At 67.6% G+C, this 20,852-nt stretch carries 14 protein-coding genes; 7 read left to right on the forward strand and 7 right to left on the reverse strand.

All coding sequences use genetic code 11. The features are described from left to right. Positions 1 to 714: 714 nt before the first annotated feature. A complete protein-coding gene (locus ACFFIA_RS30680; protein ID WP_377257486.1) occupies positions 715 to 4,566 on the reverse strand; it encodes a polysaccharide lyase family 8 super-sandwich domain-containing protein in 3,852 nt (1,283 codons plus the stop codon). A 603-nt stretch (positions 4,567 to 5,169) separates the two neighbouring features. Here ACFFIA_RS30680 and ACFFIA_RS30685 point away from each other — a divergent pair. From ACFFIA_RS30685 to ACFFIA_RS30710, 6 genes are all read left to right on the forward strand, one after another. Continuing rightward, positions 5,170 to 6,798 carry an FAD-dependent oxidoreductase gene (locus ACFFIA_RS30685; RefSeq protein WP_377257488.1) on the forward strand — a complete coding sequence of 543 codons (1,629 nt, stop codon included), beginning with the start codon at positions 5,170 to 5,172 and terminating at the stop codon, positions 6,796 to 6,798. Next, on the forward strand, positions 6,761 to 8,110 hold the full coding sequence (locus tag ACFFIA_RS30690; protein WP_377257490.1) for an ABC transporter substrate-binding protein: 1,350 nt from the start codon (positions 6,761 to 6,763) through the stop codon (positions 8,108 to 8,110). Before ACFFIA_RS30685 ends, ACFFIA_RS30690 begins: the two co-directional genes overlap by 38 nt. Beyond that, entirely contained in the window at positions 8,107 to 9,060 is a 954-nt protein-coding gene (locus tag ACFFIA_RS30695; RefSeq protein WP_377257492.1) for a carbohydrate ABC transporter permease, read from the forward strand. Before ACFFIA_RS30690 ends, ACFFIA_RS30695 begins: the two co-directional genes overlap by 4 nt. Before the next feature lie 61 nt (positions 9,061 to 9,121). Further along, positions 9,122 to 9,925, forward strand: a complete 804-nt coding sequence (locus tag ACFFIA_RS30700; protein WP_377257494.1) for a carbohydrate ABC transporter permease — start codon at positions 9,122 to 9,124, stop codon at positions 9,923 to 9,925. Positions 9,926 to 9,935: 10 nt separating this feature from the next. Then, entirely contained in the window at positions 9,936 to 11,324 is a 1,389-nt protein-coding gene (locus ACFFIA_RS30705; RefSeq protein ID WP_377257496.1) for an FAD-dependent oxidoreductase, read from the forward strand. After that, positions 11,321 to 12,340, forward strand: coding sequence for a glycoside hydrolase 5 family protein (locus ACFFIA_RS30710; protein ID WP_377257498.1), 1,020 nt, complete (start codon positions 11,321 to 11,323; stop codon positions 12,338 to 12,340). The genes ACFFIA_RS30705 and ACFFIA_RS30710 overlap by 4 nt, the downstream gene beginning before the upstream one ends. A 28-nt stretch (positions 12,341 to 12,368) precedes the next feature. On the opposite strand, the gene ACFFIA_RS30715 is transcribed toward ACFFIA_RS30710, so the two are convergent. Further along, positions 12,369 to 13,424, reverse strand: coding sequence for a zinc-dependent alcohol dehydrogenase (locus tag ACFFIA_RS30715; RefSeq protein ID WP_377257499.1), 1,056 nt, complete (start codon positions 13,422 to 13,424; stop codon positions 12,369 to 12,371). Beyond that, positions 13,421 to 14,134 (reverse strand): FadR/GntR family transcriptional regulator, encoded by a 714-nt coding sequence (locus ACFFIA_RS30720; protein ID WP_377257501.1) that lies wholly within the window; start codon positions 14,132 to 14,134, stop codon positions 13,421 to 13,423. The genes ACFFIA_RS30715 and ACFFIA_RS30720 overlap by 4 nt, the downstream gene beginning before the upstream one ends. A 72-nt stretch (positions 14,135 to 14,206) precedes the next feature. Between ACFFIA_RS30720 and ACFFIA_RS30725 the strand changes: the two genes are divergently transcribed. Then, positions 14,207 to 15,169: a C-terminal binding protein gene (locus tag ACFFIA_RS30725; protein ID WP_377257503.1), complete on the forward strand. Its 963-nt coding sequence runs from the start codon at positions 14,207 to 14,209 to the stop codon at positions 15,167 to 15,169. Positions 15,170 to 15,213: 44 nt separating this feature from the next. On the opposite strand, the gene ACFFIA_RS30730 is transcribed toward ACFFIA_RS30725, so the two are convergent. The 4 genes from ACFFIA_RS30730 to ACFFIA_RS30745 form a co-directional block, all read right to left on the reverse strand. Next, positions 15,214 to 18,003, reverse strand: a complete 2,790-nt coding sequence (locus tag ACFFIA_RS30730) for an FAD-binding and (Fe-S)-binding domain-containing protein (RefSeq protein WP_377257505.1) — start codon at positions 18,001 to 18,003, stop codon at positions 15,214 to 15,216. Continuing rightward, on the reverse strand, positions 18,000 to 18,863 hold the full coding sequence (locus ACFFIA_RS30735; RefSeq protein ID WP_377257507.1) for a fumarylacetoacetate hydrolase family protein: 864 nt from the start codon (positions 18,861 to 18,863) through the stop codon (positions 18,000 to 18,002). Before ACFFIA_RS30735 ends, ACFFIA_RS30730 begins: the two co-directional genes overlap by 4 nt. An 11-nt stretch (positions 18,864 to 18,874) precedes the next feature. Then, positions 18,875 to 19,771, reverse strand: a complete 897-nt coding sequence (locus ACFFIA_RS30740; protein WP_377257509.1) for an SMP-30/gluconolactonase/LRE family protein — start codon at positions 19,769 to 19,771, stop codon at positions 18,875 to 18,877. 82 nt (positions 19,772 to 19,853) lie between these two features. After that, entirely contained in the window at positions 19,854 to 20,594 is a 741-nt protein-coding gene (locus ACFFIA_RS30745) for an SDR family NAD(P)-dependent oxidoreductase (protein ID WP_377257511.1), read from the reverse strand. Positions 20,595 to 20,852: the final 258 nt, after the last annotated feature.

Raw genomic sequence — 20,852 nt, forward strand, 5'->3', positions numbered from 1 at the left:
GGTCGGCGGCGGGTCCTTCCACCCCGCCCGGTAAGTGATGGCGCCTCGCGGCGCACTGCGACCTCGTGTCGCACCGGGAATTACGTGAGCGCCGACAGGGTTCAAGTCGACTGGTATAGATCGGCCCTCGGCCGGGTCAGCAGGCGATGCGGCGGTACTGGGACCAGCGCGCATCGTCCCTTGTCGGTCGGCCGATGCGGCACCAACTACTCGCACTTAACCCCACCCCGCCGCACCGCCTGAACACCGCCCAGACACCCCGGCGGCGATACTCCACGCCCACCCACCAGAACACATGCCATAAACAGTCCGAAAACAGACAGCCAACCCAACCCCACCGACACCACGACCACGCCAGACCGACCAAACCAACCCCTCAACCCGCCACAATCACGACCCGCCACACATCCGACGGCCCTGACTCGCTTATTTGAGGACTAGGCTCCTTCTATGTCTGTCAGTTGATCTCTCGATGGCGTTGAGGGGTGCGGTAGATCTGTCGGGCGAGGTACCGCTTGAGACAGCGGCGGATCTCACTGGGGTTGCGGCGTTCTGCCCGGCGTCGTTCGACGTAGGCGCGTGTCAGCGTCGTGGGTCATACGGGTGATCGTTGGGATGCGCAGGGCGCGGTTCGGCCGCCGGTCACCTGGGCGGCTGCCACGTGGAAAGCGGATCGGTTCGGCTCTCCGCGGAGACGAGATTGGCACAAGGTCCTCAGCAGGCGCCGATCGGTGTCCATGGGCCGGAGGCGGTGGCGCCGGGCTCCTGGTTGCGGGTCCACCAGGTGGCGGTCCACTGTTGTCCGTTGTGGACTGCGGTCTCGCCGCCGAGGTAGATGGACGAGGGCGTCCATTCGCGGACGGCGCCGTGCGGACAGGCGACGTTGTCACCGAGCTCTGCCCACGGTCCCCACGGCGAAGCGCCCGGGACCTGGTTGCTCGTCCACCACTGCGCCTGGTACACACGCCCGTCGTTGTAGACCAGGTCGCCGGCCTCGTACGTCTGTGTGGAGTCCCAGGTCGGTGCGGTCACCGTCCACTGTGCATAGAGCGTGGCCACGTCGGTGCCGCGGGTGGAGGCGTCGTAGGCCGTGGTCGTTGCCGTGACCGTCGTGCCGCTGCCGTCGCGGGCCGTGTTCCAGCCGGCGAAGGCGTAGCCGGTCCGGGTCAGGTCACCGCTTGGGGAGTCCAGCCCGACGTCTGTCCACGCAAGACCGGTTATGGTTGGCGGCACCGTCCCGGCGCCACCGGCCACGTCGTAGGTGAAGTCGGGCGGCGTTGTGTCGACCTGCACGGTCAGCTCGCGCCACGGCTCGACGTTGCCGAGCCGGTCGGTGCTGCGGAAGGCGATGGTGTGTTCGCCGTCCGTGGTCAGGTGCACGCTCGTGCCCTGCTGCTCGGTGCCGCCATCGACGATGTACGAGGTGCCTGCGACGCCGGCCATGTCGTCGGTCGCCGTCAGGGTCACCGTGACAGCCGAGGTGTACCACTCGTCCTCGCCTGCCGTGCTGCCGGTGCCGGCGACGGTGATCGGCGGTGTGGTGTCTGATACCTGGTCGAACCGCACGGCGTCGGCCACGACGTAGCCGTCGGACGTGCCCGTGTTGGAGATCCGGACGTAGTCGGTCCCGTCCCCGGCGAGCAGGTAGGTGCCGATCGGCCTCCAGCGCGAGCCGCTCTGCCGCTGGTTGACCGTGACGGTCGACACGCTGTCCTTTCCTTGGATGGTGATGGGCACGACTGTGGATCGGTTGCTGTGCGAGGGATACCAGACCGAGATCTGGTAGAGTCCTGGCGGCAGGTCGGGCGTGTAGGTGACGCTCTTCGTCCCGCGATTGGCGGCCCAGTCGTGCAGATAGTTCGGGCCGTAGTAGCCGCCGCTCGTGCCGAGGGCCCAGTCGCCCACGATGGTGACCTCGGTGGGGTCGGAGTTGTCCACGACGCCGCTGTAGAGCGGCGTTGCTGAGCCCTCCGTCGAGTCCGGGCCGGCGCCGAGCGTGTTGTAGGCGGAGACCGTGTAGTAGTAGGTCTGGCCCCCAGTCAGGCCACTCACCACGTGCTTCGTGGCCAGCCCGACATCGACGGTCGTGGTGTAGTTGCCCGGGGTCGTGCCGTACTTCACCACGTAGCCCTGGGCCTGGCTCGCGGGGTCCCACGACAGTTGCAGTTGCCCGCCGGCCGAGATGGTGTCGCGTAGCACGGGCGCCGCGGGCGCGGATGTCACCGGCGCGAAGCTGAAGCCGGCGTGGAATGTCGTGCCGAGCGACCCACCGGGCTCGACCTGCAGTTTGATCGTCGGACTCAGCTGGGTCACCGTGACGCCCGGGTCGAGCGAAAGTACCGAGGTCGCGGCGCGGTCGATCTCCAACGCGATCGTGCCGGTGTTGCGCTGCGAGGGGTCGGCGACCGAGATCTGCAGGCCGTCGGCGGTCTCGGCGGTCATGACGGCGGCGCGGGCGTTGCTGGTGACGCCGGCCGCGGTCGCTGGGTTCCAGAATTGGATTCCGGTGACCCCCAGGGTGTTCTCCTGTACGGCCTGCACGTCGGGCGTGTTGGCCAGCACGGTGAAGTCAGGGTGATCGCCGTAGGCGTCGACCTCGGCGGCGCTTTGACCGGGCAGGAGCGCGTACTGGTACGTCCCGTTCGTGGGGTTTGATCCGTGGTCGAGCCACAGGGTGAGGTATTGCGCGGTGATTGGGTCGGTCAGCGCGGTCGGTCGCTGGTCGATGTCGCTCCAGGCGCCCGTGCGCGACTGGCGCAGCGCGTCGACTGTGGCGCTCTTGGGGAAGTAGTAGCCGAGGTCAGCGCCCGGGACGTTTCCCGCGAGGTGGATGGTGCCGACATCGTCGAGTTGGGCGCTCCAGCCGAGGTTCGACGGCTCGACCGTGCCGTCGACGGTGAGTTGCTGGTCGCCTGCGCCGGCGAGCTTGCGATTGTCCACTGTGGTCTGGATGGCACGGTTGTCGGTACTGGTGATGCCGGTGCCGAGGGCCACGATCTCGTTGTCGAAGGCGAACCAGGACTTCTTCGCCCGTAGCGTGCTGGACTGGGCCAGCAGTTTCATCGACGAGGTGCCGTACAGGCCCAGGATCTCCGCGCCGCCCGCCTCGCGCTCGGCGTTGCGGTAGCGGTTCCCGTCCGCATCCGTGCGGGCGTGGGTGTCGATCGTCGTGCCCGGCAGGTGGTACGGGTCGACCGTCGGCCAGAAGTCGGTGTACTGGGAGATGTCCGGGTTGTACAGGTAGGTCATCCCCTCGCCCTGGTACCACCCGCGGACGTTCTCGTCGTTGATCGACTCGTGTGTGGCGATCCGATCCGACGACATGCTTAGGGCGAAGGTGTAGTCCGGCCGCCACTGGACGGCCCGATCCATCGACGCGTACTGGTGGTACTGGTCGGCGGCCCGCAGCGGTGCGACGCTCGCGTCGCCCACGATGGCCTTCGCCTTGACGATGTCCGGCAGGGAGGCGTACTGGAAGTAGTCGCGGTAGGTGTCGTCGAGGATCCAGCCCTTCACCAGACCCCGGAAGTGCGCCGCGTCGGCGGCCGGCGCGAACCCGACTACCCGCATGACGGTGCCGATGATGGAGTGCCCGCGGCTGTGGTCCGTCAAGTAGGAGCGGGAGACCTCGCGGCCCCGGGTCATGTCCATCATCAGGCCGCGGTACATGAGCGGCTCGAACGCGTCGTACACCCAGCGCGTGACGTTGGCACGGCCCGGGTCGGTGATCTCCCACGGGGAGCCCTCGAGCCAGTCGATGATCTCGGTGAGGTCCTCCAGCAGCGACGACCCGTACCCACCGTTGTAGGCGACCACCTTGTGCTGCACGAACGAGCCGTCCTCGTAGAAGCCGTCGCTGCTCGTTACGTAGAGAAATACTTCGTGGAGTTCGTCGCGGGCCCGGGCGATGCGCGCGTCGTTGTCCAGCAGGGCACCGCTGCGGGCCCACACGTTCGCGACCCAGACGAGGTTCGCGCCCGTCATGCCGGAGAAGTTCGGGAACTTCACCACCGGTCGCATGAACCGCTGGATCTGCTCGGCGGACAGGTCGGATCGCATGAGGTCGACGGCATCGACGAGCTGAGCGGGCACCCCGATGAACCAGTCCCACCAGTTCCCGCTCTGGGTCATGGTCTCGTTATAGGCATTCGCATAGAGCCATTCGAGCGCATTGACGATGTCGTCCCGCAGCGCCTGGTCGCCCGCCAGTGCCGAGCCGTGCGTCCGGTAGGCCAGCGCGAGGGACGCGACTCGGGTGTAGGACGTGGTCTTCTGCGCGGAACGGGTGACGTTGGCCGCGTCAGGCCAGAGGTAGATGCGGTCCGGCGAGGTGTCCATGGCGTCCCATAGGGCTTGGGCGTCAGCGGTGATGCCGGTGATGCGGGCGGCGATGTCGGGATCGTCGACGTCGTAGTCCGACCCGCCCGTCAGGCTGACCTCCCACTTCTGACGGAGTTGGGCGAAGTCCTCGGCGGTTGCCGCATTTGCCGCGACGACGGCGACAAGGCTACCTGCCAGGACGGTGGCGGTGGCGATGAGCGAGGCGATACGAGTTCTGGGCTTCATGCGGGGTTCTCCTCCGCGGGGACGTGGCGCAAAGCAGCGCCGCTGCGAAGGTTAGGAAGCCGACCCACGGATGTCAACGTGCCCACGGCCGCCAACGCGGCTGCGGAACGACCACGACGGCACGCGGCCATGTTCCTGGCTATCCTATGTGGACTGTCCGACTTACCCACGCCTGCGCCGAAAGGGGAGGCCCGTTGAACGGCGGTCAACTCGTTCCGTCCCCTATGGACGGGGCCAGCGCGAGGCGCTTCTCGCCGAAGCGGATCGGCTGAAGGCGACGTTTGACGCCTTGTGCTCGGGCACGCCAGCGACCCCTTCACCTCGTCGGCACGCCACGGCGAACGATAGAACGGCGGACCTGGGTCGGCTGCGGCCATGGCGATGGACGCCCCGACCCGCGAGCGCGCCGCGGGCAAGGTGGCGCACGGCCCCCGGTCGGCGACTCTGACACGCTGCCTGCCGCAACTCGGTCACGACGGGCGCCGCTCCGGTTGATGCCGCCGGGGGCCGAGGCGTACCGGGAGGCGAGCAGTCTCGGTTGACGCGCTCGTGTCGCCGTGGTTACCATCCCCGAACATCGCATCATAATACGAAGGAGATTTGGTGGCTTCCCCGAGGACCGGGTCGCGAGAACTGCGCTGCGACGTGCTGGTGGTCGGTGGCGGCGTCGGCGGAGTTGCGGCGGCGCTGGCGGCGGTCAAGCTGGGGGCCTCGGTCATTCTTACAGATCAGTTTCGATGGCTTGGTGGGCAGTTCACGAGCCAGGCCGTGCCACCGGACGAGTCGATCTGGGTCGAGCAGTTCGGGGTGACGGCCTCGTACGCAGATCTGCGCGAACGGATCCGCGCGTACTACCGTCGCAACTATCCGCTCACCACCGCCGCTCGCGCCCAGCGCCACCTGAACCCCGGTGCCGGCTATGTCAGCAAGCTCTGTCACGAGCCGAGGGTCGCGGCAGCGGTCATCGACGAGCTCCTAGCACCCGGCATCGGTTGCGGGCGCCTTCGTATGCTGCAGCCGGCCGTGCCGACTGTCGTCTTCACGGCGGGGGATCGCATCGAATCCGTAGAGCTGCTGGACCTGCGCTCTGGTGACCTGGTTCAGGTAACGGCCGACTACGTGCTCGACGCGACCGAGACCGGTGAGCTACTCGCGCTCGGGGGCGTCGAGCACGTCGTCGGCGCGGAGTCGCGGGACCAAACCCAGGAACCGCACGCAGCGCTCGTCGCGGATCCGACGAACCTGCAAGCGTTGTCGGTCTGCTTCGCAATCGACCATATCGATGGTGACCACACGATTGACAAGCCTGCCCGGTACGACTACTTCGCGGCGCTGGAGCCGGATGTCTGGGGCGGGCCCTTGCTGTCCTTCGTCGCCCCGGATCCACGGACCGGGCGGCCGCTGGCGCGAACGTTCGATCCCAATCCAGGTCTCGATCCCCTGGTCGTCGAGTCTGACCAGCGCACGAATCGTGGCGATGTGCCGCTGTGGCTGTTCCGCCGGATCGCAGCGCGGCACAACTTCGAACCCGGCTACTACGAGAGCGACATCTGCCTCGTGAACTGGCCCATGCACGACTATTTCCTCGAGCCGTACATCAACTCTGATGATCCGGCCCGGGTCGAGCATGACGCCCGCCAGCTCGCGCTCTCACTCCTGTACTGGCTTCAGACGGCGGCGCCTCGGCTGGACGGCGGAACCGGCTATCCCGGCCTGCGGCTGCGCGGCGACGTGACCGGCGGGCATCCCGACGGCCTGGCGGAGTCGATCTACCACCGGGAGTCACGTCGGATCGTCGCCGAGCAGACCATCCGGGAGCAGGATGTATCGCTGGCCATTCGAGGCGATGCGGGCGCAACGTCCTATCCGGACAGCGTCGGGCTCGGGATGTATCGGATCGACCTGCATCCCTCCACCGGAGGAGATCCGTACATCGACATCGCGTCGTGTCCCTTCGAGATTCCGTTGGGTGCCCTGATCCCGGTGCGGCTGGACAACCTGCTCCCGGCCGCGAAGAACGTCGGCACAACGCACATCACCAACGGCTGCTATCGGCTACACCCTGTCGAGTGGAACATCGGCGAGGTGGCCGGCGCCCTCGCCGCGCACTGCGTGGCGTCGCGCCGCCTGCCGCGACAGGTCCGCGCCGACCCGGCGCTTCGAGAGGGCTTCCAGCGGCTGCTCGGCACCCTCGGTGTCCAGCTTCGATGGCCGTCCATCTCCGGCTACTAGGCCCTCAGTCCCGTCCTATGTTCAATGGAGAGGAACTATGAGAACGCCCCACATTGCAGCGCTCGGCCTCGCGGCGGCGGTCGTCGTCGGCGCGTCGGCCTGCTCGGCGAGTGCCGAGGACAGCGGTCCGATCAGCCTTCGGATGACCCTGTGGTCATCGGCGCAACCGCACCTCGACCTATTCAATTCGATCGCGAACGACTACCTGAGCGAGCACCCGGACGTCAAGGAGATCACGTTCGACTCGCTTCCGTACGAGGACTACCTGACCACGCTCACCACCCAGATCGCCGGTGGCGAGTCGCCCGACTTGGCGTGGATCCCCGAAGCATCGTCGCCCGACTTCATCGCCGACAGTGCGCTTGCGCCGTTGACTGAGGCGTTTCGCGCCACGGAAGGATATGACTACGACGACATCCTCGAGCCGCTGACTCCGTTGTGGAGCCAGGATGGCCAGCTCGTGGCCTACCCATTCTCGAACTCGCCTTTCATGGTTTATGTGAACGAGGACCTCGTCGCGGCCGCGGGACTCCCGTCCGTCGCCCAGATGCAGGAGGCCGGTGACTGGACGTGGCAGGACCTGTTCACGGCGGCGGCGCAGATCCATGCCGTGACCGGTAAGCAGGGCCTGCTGGTCAAGAACTTCGACTACCAGGCCTGGCACCAGCTGCGGCAGATCTGGCAGGGCTGGGACGCGTACGCGTGGTCGGCTGACGGCAAGGAATGCCAGTTCACGTCACCGGAGATGGTCTCGGCGTTCGAGGCTATTCACGACGCGATCTTCGTCGGGCAGGCGATGCCCGGGCCGGGCACCACCGCCGACTTCGCCGCCGGCGATGTGGCGTTCCAGGTGGCGCAGATCTCGCAGGCGGCACCGCTGGCGAATGTCTCCTTCCCGTGGAGCATCACCCACCTGCCCACGGGTCCGGCCGGTGAGTACGCCATCGTCGGCCAGGCCGGCATGGGCGTTCTCGCCAGCGGCGAGCACGTGGCGGCCGCCACCGACTTCCTGGCCTTCCTCACCGCCCCGGAGAACGCGGCGAAGCTCGCCCAGTTCTTCCCACCGCCACGTCAGTCGCTGCTGACGGCCGAGACACTCGCGGCGGCGAACCCACTGATCAAGAAGGAGCAGCTCCAGGACGCGGTGGTGAGCCAGGTTCCGTTGGCCGCACGACCGCTGGTGCACACCGGTTGGGCTGAGATCCAGCAGACGGCGCGGGCCGCGCTCGACGCGATGTGGGTCCCGGACGCCGATGTCGAGCAGGTACTCGATGCGACGTGCCAGGCGATCGACCCGCTGCTCGAGCAATGACGACCCGCACATCGACCGAGCCGCCGGCCCGCGCTTCTGCGCGTGCAGGCGGCCGCCCCGCAGGCGGTCGCCGCCGGGAACGGCGGCTCGACGCGGCCTTCGGGTACGCGCTCATCGCGCCCCAACTGCTTGGCGTCGTGCTCTTCGTCTTCGTGCCGCTCGGCCTGCTGTTCTACTTCAGCCTCCACGAGTGGCGGGTTCTCGCCGGGTCCCTGGATTTCGTAGGGGCGGCCAACTACGAGCGGTTGCTGAACGATCCTTTGCTGCCGGGCGTTCTCCTCACCACCGCCGTGTTTTCGGTCATCCTCGTCGCCGCCAACATCGTGCTGGCGATGGTGCTAGCCGTCCTGCTCAACCGGCGGTTCCGCGGGCTGACCGCCTTCCGCGCTGTCTTCTTCTCACCCGTCGTCGTCTCGCTGGTCGCGTGGACGATCGTCTGGGGCTTCCTCCTGCGAGACAACGGCACGATCAACGGGTACCTGCAACTGTTCGGCATTGACGGGCCGAACTGGCTCCGCGAAGGCCCCAGCGCGCTGGCCAGCGTGATCGTGGTGCAGCTGTTCAAGACCGTCGGTCTGAACATGGTGCTCTTCCTCGCTGCGCTGCAGGGTGTTCCGTCCGAGCTGGTCGAGGCGGCCCGGGTCGACGGGGCGGGACCGGTGCGCACGTTCTTCAAGGTCGTGCTTCCCCTCATCTCGCCGACGGTGCTGCTCGCTTTGATCGTGACGGCCGTGGGATCGCTGCAGGTCTTCGCGCAGATCGACGTCCTCACTCAGGGAGGGCCGGGGCACTCGACCACGGTGCTCGCATACTACATCTACGAGCAGGCATTTCTCTTCAACAAGTTCGGCTACGGGTCCGCGCTGTCGCTGGTGCTCTTTCTCGTGGTCCTCATCCTGACGGTGATCCAATGGCGTCTTCGCACCCGGTGGGTGTTCTATGAGCAGTGAGCGCGTGGGATCCGGCCGTCGACGAGGCCCGCGTCGGTTCCGCTGGCCGGTGCTCGTGTTGGTGGTCGTGCTCGCGGTCATGGCACTGCCGTTCGCCTTCCCCACGATCTGGATGGTCACGGCGTCGTTCAAACCGGCGGCGGAGATCTTCGTCTATCCGCCGACACTTCTGCCACGAGCGCCGACCGGGGCCGGCTACGTGCAGGCCTTCGTCGACCAGCCGTTCGCCCGGCAGTACTTCAACAGCCTCTACATCGCCGCGGTTGTCACGCTGGGCAGCATGACCGTCGCGTCGCTCGCGGGGTACGCCTTCGCCCGCGTGCGCTTTCCGGGTTCGAACGTAATGTTTGTGGCCGTCGTCGCCGGACTACTGGTGCCGTCGGAAGTGACGATCGTGCCGATCTTCCAGATGTTCAACGCCGTCGGGATGAACAACACGCACTGGCCGCTCATCCTGGTCTCGACGTTCGGCGCGCCCTGCGTGATCTGCACCTTCATCATGCGGCAGTTCTTCATCGCCTTGCCAGCCGAGCTGGAGGAGGCTGGGAGACTGGACGGCGTGAGCCGGTTCGGCTTCTGGTGGCGAGTGGCGCTGCCGCTGGCCCGGGCACCGCTGGGCGCGGTGGCGATCTTCGCCTTCCTGCACGCGTGGAACATGTACCTTGAGCCGACGGTGTTCCTGTCGTCGCCGGAGCTCTTCACCCTGCCCCAGGCGCTCACCCGGTTCGTCGATGTGCTGGGCAGCCCCACCTGGCACGTGCAGCTCGCGGCGGCGACCATGACGGCGGTGCCTGTGCTGCTCGTCTTCCTTGCGGCGCAACGGCAGTTCGTCGAGGGACTCGCTCACTCCGGTTTGAAGGGCTGACGACAACAGTATGGATGGACGAATCAAGGCTGCGCGTGCGCACCACGACGTCGTGGTCGTGGGGGGTGGACCGGCAGGGATCGCGGCGGCCGTGGCGGCGGCACGGCAGGGCGTCTCGGTCGCGCTGCTCGAACGCTTCGGCGCGCTCGGCGGCAACCTTACCTCCGGCCTCGTGGGTCCATGTATGACGTCCTTCGATGCCGATGGATCCACGCAGGTGATTACCGGCATCTTCGACGAGTTCGTCCGGCGGATGGAGGCGATGGGGGGTGCCATCCACCCGTCACGCACGCACGCCGGTGACGCCTACGCAGGTTTCATCGTCTATGGTCATGACAAAGTGACCCCCTTTGAACCAGAGGCGGCGAAGTTCGCCGCGACGGACCTCTGTCGAGAGGCCGGGGTCGAGGTCAGCCTGCAGACGGCCGCCGCCGACGCCGAGCTGACCGGTGATCGTGTGACGGGCGTGATCGCGGCCGAGAAGGGCGGGATTCACGCCTGGCCGGCATCGGTCGTTATCGACGCGTCCGGCGACGGTGATGTCGCCGCCGCCGCCGGCGCGCGGATGCTGCATGGTCGCTCGTCGGACGGCCGCACGCAGCCAGCCACCCTCTTCTTCCGAGTCGCCGGCGTCGACGACGATGCCGTGGAACAGTACGTCGCCGACCACCTCGACGATCACCGGCCATTCGCGTCGATCGTCGCGCGGGCGCGCGCCGAGGGAAGGTTCCCCGCCCCGCGGCGGGGCGTCGGCCTGTACAAGACGCTGCGGCCCGGCGTCTGGCGCATCAACACCACGAGAGTGCTCGACGTCGATGGAACGGATTCGAAATCGCTGACGGCGGCGACGATCGCCGGTCTGGACCAGGCCCGCGCGCTGCTCGAGTTCTTCCGCAGCGATCTGCCGGGATTCGAGAACGCCGAGCTGTTCGACACCGCCGCGACGCTCGGTGTGCGCGAGACCCGGCGGCTGGCCGGGGTCGAGACCCTGACGGTCGACGACATGAGGCGACCCCCCGATAGTCGAGCCATCGCCTACTGCGGCTACCCGGTGGACATCCACGATCCCACGGGCGATGGCGGAGGAGTGCTCGAGGACGGGCTGCTCGCGACCGTGTACGGGATCCCCTACGGCGCCCTGGTTCCGGAGCGGATCGACGGCCTGCTCGTCGCCGGGCGCTGCCTTTCGGCCACGCACGAGGCGCTGGCCGCCGTCCGCGTCATGCCCCCGGCGTTCGCGACCGGCGAGGCCGCGGGCATCGCCGCCGCGATCGCGGTGCGGGCGGGGATCCCGCCGCGCGAGGTGAGCGCCGCGGAACTGCGTAGCGCGCTGGCGGCGGCGGGTGCCTACATCCACGACACGACGACCGACACTACGACCATGAGGAGAACTGCATGACTCTCGTGCCCCGTGACTATAGAGGGTTCAACTACTCGGGATCCTGGGGAACGAGCGCGCTGGATCTCTGGCAGCACCATGACCACGGTTTGATGGCGGTGGAGATCGCGCGCGGAAAAGGATACTTCCCTGGCTGGAACGTGGCCCGATGGTGGCTCTCACACGAGTCTTATCAGCGCAAGCCCGCGCGGTTCCTCGCGAACTTCGAAGCAGGCCTGAACATCTTCGCCGACCACGGCATTGCGGTGATGCCGGTGCTCTTCAATCGATGGCGCGACCCGACCTGCGACTTCGGGGGAGTCCCGCTCGAGCACATCGTGCCCTGGTTCACCAACCAGGGCAACGCGCCGGACCTCTTCCAGGACGACGACCTCGCGAGCCGCGACGTCACCCGGGTGCAGCTACTGTTCAGTGACTATCTGCGCGCCGTGGTCGGCGAGCACCTCGACGACCCGCGGATCGCGGCGTGGGACATCTGCAACGAGCCCTTCTCCGGGCCCTATCTCCACGACGACTCCTCAGAGGTGCGCGCCGCGGAGGTGCGCTGGCTGGACTGGTGCTATCGCGCGATCAAACGCCTCGGGGCAGCGCAGCCTCTCACGGTCGGGAACCGGCAGTACGTGAAGGCGGTGCAGCTCACCGAGCACATCAGCGACTTCTTGACCTTCCATCCCTACTACGTAGGATCGCTGACGGATCGCGAGAACCAGGCCCGGTGGGAGGATCGGCTCGACCAGATCATGGCGATCGGGCGAGCGGCCGGCAAGGAGGTGGCGGCGACCGAGACGATCTGGGGAGCGCTCGACGACGCGGCACATGTCGCGCTCGCGGAGTACACGCTCGGCGAGCTGCGCAAGCGCGATCTCGGATTCATCGTGCACGCGCTGCACCACAGCCTCGTCGCCGACCTCCACTTCCCGGAGTATGGGCCGGTCGGTCCGCCTGAGTGCCTGCACTTCATCAACGCCGATGGCTCTCTGCGCGCGGGCCACGAGATCTTCAACCGGTTCGTGTGAAGCGGCTACTGTTCCCGGTCGCCGCCGACTATGGCGTCGACGTGTAGGCCGCGATCGCGGCGGCCGCCGAGGCGTGTGGCGCGATGAGCAGCTTGCCGGTTGTTGCCGTTGATTGAGCTAAATACTCAATTGCCTCGCCGTACTGGTCGATGCCGTACGTGCTCGTCACGAGGACACCGGGACGGACCGTTCCGGCGGCGACGCTCCGGACGACCTCGGGCCAGACGTTCGGACTGCCGAGCGAGCCCACGATCTCCTGGTCCTGGACAACAAGGTCGTCGATCGGGATCGGGAGGCTCGTCTGGCCACTGAGCCCGACGAGCACGGCGCGGCCGCCCGTGTCCAGGCGCCGAATGGCCTCCGCGACCCCGTGGGGCGTGCCGGCGGCCTCGACGACATAGCGGAAGCGCTCGCTGTCCCCGGGCGGCCGGCACCCGAGGGCCTCGACGCGGGCCCGTCGTTCGGGGCGGCGTTCGGCTACGGCGACCTTCAGTCCGAAGACTCCGGCGAGCAGCGCGGCGGCGAGGTAACCCAATGTGCCGGCTCCGACGACGAGTACCGTTTCGCCGGGTCGGGGGTTCAGGCGGAGGATGGCGCGGTAGGCGACGGCGGTTGGCTCGATCAGCGCGGCGTCGTCGAGGGGTACCGGTGTGGGCACCACATGCGCCGCCCCGGCGGGGAAGCTGATGAACTGCGACATTGCGCCAGGCCGTCTCATGATTCCGGTTTCGGTCCGGCTCGGGCACTGGTGGTAGTCGCCCCGGATGCACACCTCGCAGGAACTGCAGCCGATGCTGCACTCGCCGACCACGTGGTCTCCGACGGCGAAGCCCGGTGTGTCCGGTCCCGCATCGATGACGACGGCGACCCACTCATGCCCGGGGACGAGCGGACGGGTAGCCCGGCCGTTGCGCAGATAGACCATGGAGCCGTCGAGCAGCTCAAGGTCGGTGGCGCAGATTCCCACCCGCAGTGGCGCCAGGAGGAGCTCACCGTTCTTGCGCCCGGGTATCGGCGCTTCAGAGATCTCGAATGTCTCGGGTGCTGTGATGACAACCTGGCGCATGAGGCGGCCGGACGTCATCGGGCCGCCCCGTCCGGACGATCGAACAGATCCTCCGGATGCTGACGGATCCGCTCGAGGTGTTGCCGCGTCGCCTCGCGGGCGGCCTCCGCGTCGCGATCGCGAATGGCGTCCAGGATGGCCTGGTGCTCGGCGATCGACACCTGCAGCTTGACCACATACGCAGACGGAACCCGGTACGACTCCCGTAGACACTCGTTGATCGGCTCGACCAGCAGCGACATGATCGCATTGCCGCTGGCACCGCCGAGAAGCAGGTGAAAGTTCAGGTCGTCGCGGAGACCGGCCTCGTAGTCGTCACGGTGCCGTTCGGCGGCGTCGATCGAAGCCTGCAGCATCGCGAGGTCGTGATCGGTCCGGTGCTGTGCGGCCAGGCCCGCAATGCACGTCTCGACGAGGACGCGCAGGTCCATCAGCTGGTCGAACGCATCCGGCGTGGCCTTGAGCAGCAGTGCATAGTGCCGCGCGATGGGCGTCGTCGATGGGCGGGTCACGGTCATGCCCCGACCGGGCCGGATGTCGACGAGTCCTCGCTGCTCGAGGATGCGGGCCGCCTCCCGGATGACGGTCCGGCTGACGTCGTGGCGCTCCGTCAGCTGGGACTCTGTGGGGAGCTGGGCTCCAGGCTCCAGGCGCGTCGCAAGGATCTCGGCCTGGATCTGGTCGGCGACTAGTTCGGGGAGCCGTCCGGGTCGGGCGGTCGCTGCCATGACACTCCTATCACGCGCGTCGGAACTCCTCTATTATATGATGATCCGATCAAGCATCCCGGGGCAGGGGCCATGAGTAACATGCGGCATGTCGTGGTGACAGACCACCCGTCCGACGACGTCCATCAGGAGCGCGCCGTAGCGGCCAGGTTCGGCGTCCCAATCACGGTGAACGACTGCTCCACGGAGGCCGAAACGGTCGCAGCGACGCGCGGCGCTTCGGCTCTGCTGGTGAACCTGGCACCCATCACGGCTGCGGTCATCGAAGGGCTCGCCCCGGGCGCATCGGTCATCCGGTACGGCATCGGCTACGACAACATCGATGTCACCGCCGCCCGGGCCCGCGGTATCCGGGTCGCCAACATCCCCGACTACGGCGCTGAAACGGTAGCCGACCACGCACTCGCCCTCATGCTCGCGCTGGTACGGCGCCTGCCCGCCTACGACGCAGCACTCCGGAGCGGTTGGTGGTCCGGCGCTGGCGCCTTCGGGCCGGTGCGAGGGCTCCGCCGAACCACCGTAGGTCTGATCGGGACGGGCCGAATCGGACTGGCCTTCGCCCAGAGACTCCGCCCACTCGGTGTCAGGATCATCGCCCACGACCCGTACGTCAGTCGCCTTGCCCTGTCCGCACACGAGATCGAGAATCTCCCATTTATTGACGTTATCGAGGCGGCGGACGTCGTCTCGCTCCATCTGCCGCTCACCGCCCAGACCCACGGCCTGCTGGGGGCCAGCGAGCTGGCTCGCATGCGCGCGGGCGCGCTCCTGATCAACACATCGCGTGGTCCGTTGGTCGACGAGCGGGCGCTCGCCGAGGCCCTGCAGACCGGCAACCTCGGCGGGGCAGGGCTGGACGTATTTGCGACCGAGCCCCTCGAGCCAACGTCGCCGCTGCCCGAGCTGCCCAACGTGATCCTGACCCCGCACATCGGCTACTACAGTGACGAGTCGATTGATCGGCTTCATGAGCTTGCCGCAGCGGAGCTCGAACGGGCTCTCGCTGGGCTCCAGCTCGTCGGCCAGGTTGCTTAAGCAGACCGAGGCGTCGTCTCGGTCGGCACTTGTAGGTCAAGGCGTCACGCACTGCGGCTCGCGGCTTCGAGCAGTTCGAGGATGTGGCGGTAGGGCTGCCCAGTGGCACGGGTGAGAGCGATCTCGCAGGTGCGGTTGACCGATGCGTGGGCCTGGTAGCCCGCGGCGACGACCTCGGCGGCCTCACGGCTCGTGGCTGAGGCGGTCAGCGCCGGGTGCAGCAGTCCGCGGTCTCCGGCGAAGGCGCAGCAGCCGGAGTCGACCGGCACGTCCACCTGCTTGGCAACAGCGGCAGCCACCCGAGCTGCCGCGCCGTCGATCCCGAGTCGCGCAGACGAACAGGTCGGGTGCAGCACGAGGCGGCTGATCGGCCTCTCCACCCGGATTCGGGGCAGCACCTGCTCATCCACAAAGGTGACCGCATCGACAACCCTGATGCGAGCGTCGACAGAGGCAAGCATGCCAATAAATCCATCGGTGCAGGAGGCGGCGTCACACACCACGGGTAGGCGGCCACCGTCGGTGGCTCTCCAGAGCCGGCCGACGACCCGACGTCGCATCGTCTCGTACCCCGCGGTGTGGCCCTTCGACGACCACGGGGTACCGCAGCATAGTCCGGCCACACCATCGGGGATGCGAAGCCGAACCCCGCCACGCTGGCTCAGCGCAAGCACGGCTTCCTGAACGCCCACACCTCCGAGGGCTGGCCCGAAGATGGAACCGATGCACGCGGGCAGGTAGACGGCGGCCGGGTCATCGGCGGGCCGCGGACGGCGCGGGCGGCCACCGCGGGGTAGGTCTGCCTGCCAGAGCGGCACGCGTTCGGGCCCGAGGAGCGCCCGGCCGAGCGCAGTCGTGCGGGTGACGATCGGGGCCGGGAGGTGCTTCGCGATGGTGAGCGCGCCACTGCCAAGGCGCGTGGCCGGACCCCATACGCGCGCGGCCATGTTCCAGACCGTTCGACTGAGCCCGCCCCGCCGTTGCCCGCGCAGGCGCTTGATGAGCTGACCTGTGTCGATATGTACCGGGCAGGCGACCTGGCACATCCCGTCCGCGGCACACGTGTCGGTCCCGTCGTACCGGTACTGCCGGCGCAGCTCGCGCGCGAGCGCGGCATCCCCGGCCTCCTCGGCCCGAGCCAGTTCGCGGCGCACCACGATGCGCTGCCGTGGGGTGAGTGTGAGGTCCTTGGACGGGCAGGCCGGCTCGCAGTAGCCGCACTCGACGCAGCGGTCCACCTCTGCCTCGACCGGCGGGCTCGATTTCAGGTCGGTCACATGCGCGTCGGGATCCTCGTTGAGCAGCACTCCTGGGTTCAGCACGCGATGCGGGTCGAACAACTGCTTGACGTGTTGCATGACCTCATACAGCTCGTCACCGTACTGGCGTCGCACGTAAGGCGCCATGACCCGGCCGGTTCCGTGCTCGGCCTTGAGGGTTCCCTGCTGGGCGAGCACGAGATCGACCATCGCCTCGGTGAAGGCGCGGTAGCGCCTGGTCGTCCCGCCTGGGTCGAAGTTCTCGTTGAGCATGAAGTGGAGGTTGCCGTCTTTGGCGTGACCGAAGATCACGCTGCCGTGGTAGTCGAACTGGTCGAACAACTCGACCAGCCCGTGGCAGGTCGGCAGCAGGTTCGCCACCGGCACCGCGATGTCCTCGAGCAGAGCGGTGGTCCCCGCGGGCCGGTCGCCGGCCACGGTCGCGTATAAACCTTTGCGAATATGCCACAGGGCCGCTCTCGTCGCCGCGCTGGTGGCGAACTCCGTCGCCGTATCGAAGCCGAGCTCGGTCATGGTCGCCTCGGCGCGGGCAAGTCGTGCGCTCAGTGTCTCCGCGTCGGCCTCCTGGTACTCGACCAGCAGGGCCGTGTGGCGTTCCACATCGAGGGCGAGCAGCTTGGCATCGGCGACGGGGGCGCGCTGCGCAACCCGCAGCGAAGTGGCATCCAGCAGCTCGACTACCGCCGGGTCGGTGGCAACGAGCGCCGGCAGTGCCGCTGTCGCGTCGGCGAGCGTGGGGAAGATCAGGAAACCGGTCGCGACCGCGGGCCGGATCGGGACGGTGCGCAGCGTGGCCTCAGCGACGAACGCGAGTGTGCCCTCGCTACCCACCACGAGGTGCAGCAGCATGTCGACCGGCCGGTCATAGTCGACAAGGGTATTGAGCCCATAACCCATCGTGTTCTTAATAGAGAACAGCCGCTCCAGCGTCTCGATCGACTCCGCCTTGGCCCGAATCCGATCACGTAGGCTGCTCAGCCCTCGCCACAGCCGGGGCTCCAGCGCTCGCAACACTCCGTCGGCGTCGGCGGCTCCGGTGTCGAGGATGGTGCCGCTGGGCAGCACGAGCACGGCGGACTCGATCGTGTGGTAGACGTTCTGCGCGGTGCCACACGCCATGCCGGACGAGTTGTTGGCGATGGCGCCGCCGATGGTGCACGCCACCTCGCTCGCCGGATCAGGCCCCAGCTTTCGGCCGTACCGCAGCAGCCTCGCGTTCACCTGCCGGATCGTCGCGCCCGGTTGCACCCGGACCCGTGCTCCGTCGTCGAGAACCTCGATGTGCCGGAAGTTTCGCCGGACATCGACCAGAATCCCCCCAGTCGATGCCTGGCCGGACAGGCTCGTGCCGGCGGATCGGAACGTCAAGGCGAGGCCCAGCCGGTGGCTCGCCCGCAACAGGGTGGCGACCTGCTCCGCGCTGGTCGGCGCGACCACCGCCTCGGGGATGATGAGGTAGTGCGAGGCGTCGTGCGCGAAGGCGAACCGATCGATCGTGCGGGCCCGCACACCGTGGGGAACCAGCTCCTCGAGCGCAGCCAGGGTTGCGGTCATCTGGGGCCGATGACGGTCTGCCGCTGCGACCCGAGTCCCTCGATGCCCAGTTCCATCACGTCGCCCGGCTGAAGCCAGACTGGCGGCTGGTGGCCCATGCCGACGCCCGGCGGCGTGCCGGTGTTGATGAGGTCGCCCGGCTCGAGCACGAGGAACTGGCTGATATAGGAGACGAGGTGAGCCGGGCTGAAGATCATGGTTGACGTCGATCCGGACTGCCGGCGCACGCCGTTGACATCGAGCCACATCTTCAGGTTGCGCACCTGGGGAATCTCGTCCGGCGTGACCAGCCACGGTCCCGCCGGGTTGAAGGTCTCGGCTGACTTGCCCTTGACCCACTGACCGCCGCGCTCCATCTGGAACGCTCGCTCGCTGACGTCGTTGACCACCAGGTATCCCGCGATCGCCGCCAGCGCCTCCGACTCCGACTGTAGGTACGATGCCCGCCGGCCTATCACGATGCCCAGCTCGACCTCCCAGTCCGGCTTTGTGTAGCCGCGTGGCAGTCGCACGTCGTCGTTGGGTCCGATAAGTGTGTTGGGCGCCTTGTTGAACAGGATCGGTTCGGCGGGGATGTCCTGCCCGGTCTCGCGGGCGTGGTCGATGTAGTTGAGCCCGACGCAGACGATCTGATGGGGTCGGGCGATAGGAGGACCGAGCCGCTGCCCGCCGACTGGTGACATCTCACCCGCCGCCGTCCGCGCGGCCGCGACCTCGGCGAGACCGTCGAGCCCAGCGTCCGAGCCGAAGAACATCTCGCCGAAGTCGTGAACGACGTCCGACACATCGACGTAGTGCTCATCATCGACGAGGACCGCTGGCCTCTCGCGGCCGGGTTCGCCGATCCGAAGGAGTCGCATGTCGTTGCCCTTCAATCTAATCCGAGGGGGAAGGACGGCCGCCATGGCTGCGTGGGACGCCCGATCACCCCGACGTCGGCGGCGAAGAGCCGACCGCCGTTCGGTCCGGGCGAGCGACCTTCATACCTGAGGCTCGCGGTCGTGATCAACAGCGAGCTGAGCTGCGTGCCGACAAACGACGAGCTCGACGTGAACGGCGCGTCTACCTCAACGATGCGGTGCAGGTCGCCGTCCGGCGAGTAGCACCGTACCTGCCCGGCCCCCCAGACGGCGATCCATAGATTCCCCTCTGAGTCTGCGGTCATGCCGTCCGGCAGCCCGTCCGGGATCGTGAAGGCGACCCGGCGCGGCCCCACGTCGATGCCGTCCACGTCGTAGTCCCGCACCCAGACAGTACGTCGCAAGGTATCGATCGAATAGAACAGCGACCCATCGGGTGACCAGGCGAGGCCGTTGGACAGGCTGAGGTCATCGTCGAGAACACGAACCCTACCGTCGTGTTCGACTCGGACCAGCCGCTCGTGCCCGAACCTGCCATCGAGAGCAAACGTTCCGACCAGGTACCGTCCGCCTGGATCCGTGCCGCCGTCATTGAGCCGGCTGCCGACTCCCGACGGAACGATCGCCAAAGACCCGACGACGTCGGAGGCTCGATCGATCCGCATGAGCGCTGTTGCTCCCGCCACCAACAGTCCACCGTCGCGGGCATGGACAGCGGCACCGGCTGTCCCCGGAGCCTGGGCGACCAACCGCTCGCCAACGAGTTGACCGTCGTAGCGGGCCTCGTAGACTCTGCCCAGCTCGATGTCTACCCATCGGACGAGTTGGGCTTCGGCGTCCCAGGTCGGCCCCTCGGCCAAGACATGGGTGGTGCTCGCTGGCAGGACCTGAGCGCGCGTCACGGTCACCACGCGATACCCGATTCGTCAACACAAGCACAGAGATGTGCGGAGTGGGCGGACGAGCAGTTCATCCATGTACCTTCTGTTTTCAGACTCGCAGTGACGTCATGCCACCATCGACGCCGAGAATGGCGCCGGTGATCGCGCCCGCCGCTGGTGACGCCAGGTAGGCGATGGCCCCAGCCACCTCGTCGGCCGATACCAGGCGGCCCATCGGCTGGCGAGCCGCGAGCGCAGCCGCGGCAACGTCCGGCTCCGGCGCTGTCGCAAGGAGCCTCGCCACCCACGGCGTGTCGGCCGTACCCGGCGCAACGGCGTTGACCCTGATGCCCTCGGCGACGTGATCGGCCGCCATCGCCAACGTCAACGCCGCAACCGCACCCTTGCTCGCACTGTAGAGCGCCCGCGAGCGCACGCCAACGAACGCCACAGCAGAGCACGTGTTGACGATGGCGGGATGCGCCGACCGTCGAAGCTGCGGCAGCGCCGCCGCGGTCACTCGCACAAGCCCGACCACGTTCACGTCGAGGACACGGTGCCACTCGTCGACCCCGTTGGCGGCAACGTCGCCGGCAGCGCCGACAGCAGCGTTATTGACCAGAACATCGATGCCTCCATGGTCGGCGACGATCTCGGCGACCGCCTGACCGACGCTGCCGGAGTCGGTGACATCGCAACGATGTGCCGACACCCCTTCCGGGGTGCCCTCGACAACCCGATCCAGGATCGAGACCCGTGCACCCCGCTCAACCATCAGCCGTGCCGTTGCCGCCCCGATTCCGCTCGCGCCCCCGGTGATGACGGCAACGAGACCTGACAACTCGCCCATGTGATTAGTAGTATCATCATCTGAAGCATCCAGGCAAGGTCATCGGGCCCGATGGACGGCGCGGATGTCGACGAGCTCCGACTTCGCCGTGGTCGGCCTGCACGCATTCGGCCTCAGGGAGGAGCACGGCCACCGCAGCCCAGCCGCCGTACGCACAACTTCATCACCGGCCAAGCAGCCGCGCTCGATGTCGGCGACGTGATCAGCCTCGCCGGAGGCTGGCGCGTCTCGTACATTGACTGCTATGACATCGCCGCC

Source organism: Phytohabitans kaempferiae, assembly GCF_042433955.1.
Lineage (GTDB): Bacteria > Actinomycetota > Actinomycetes > Mycobacteriales > Micromonosporaceae > Phytohabitans > Phytohabitans kaempferiae.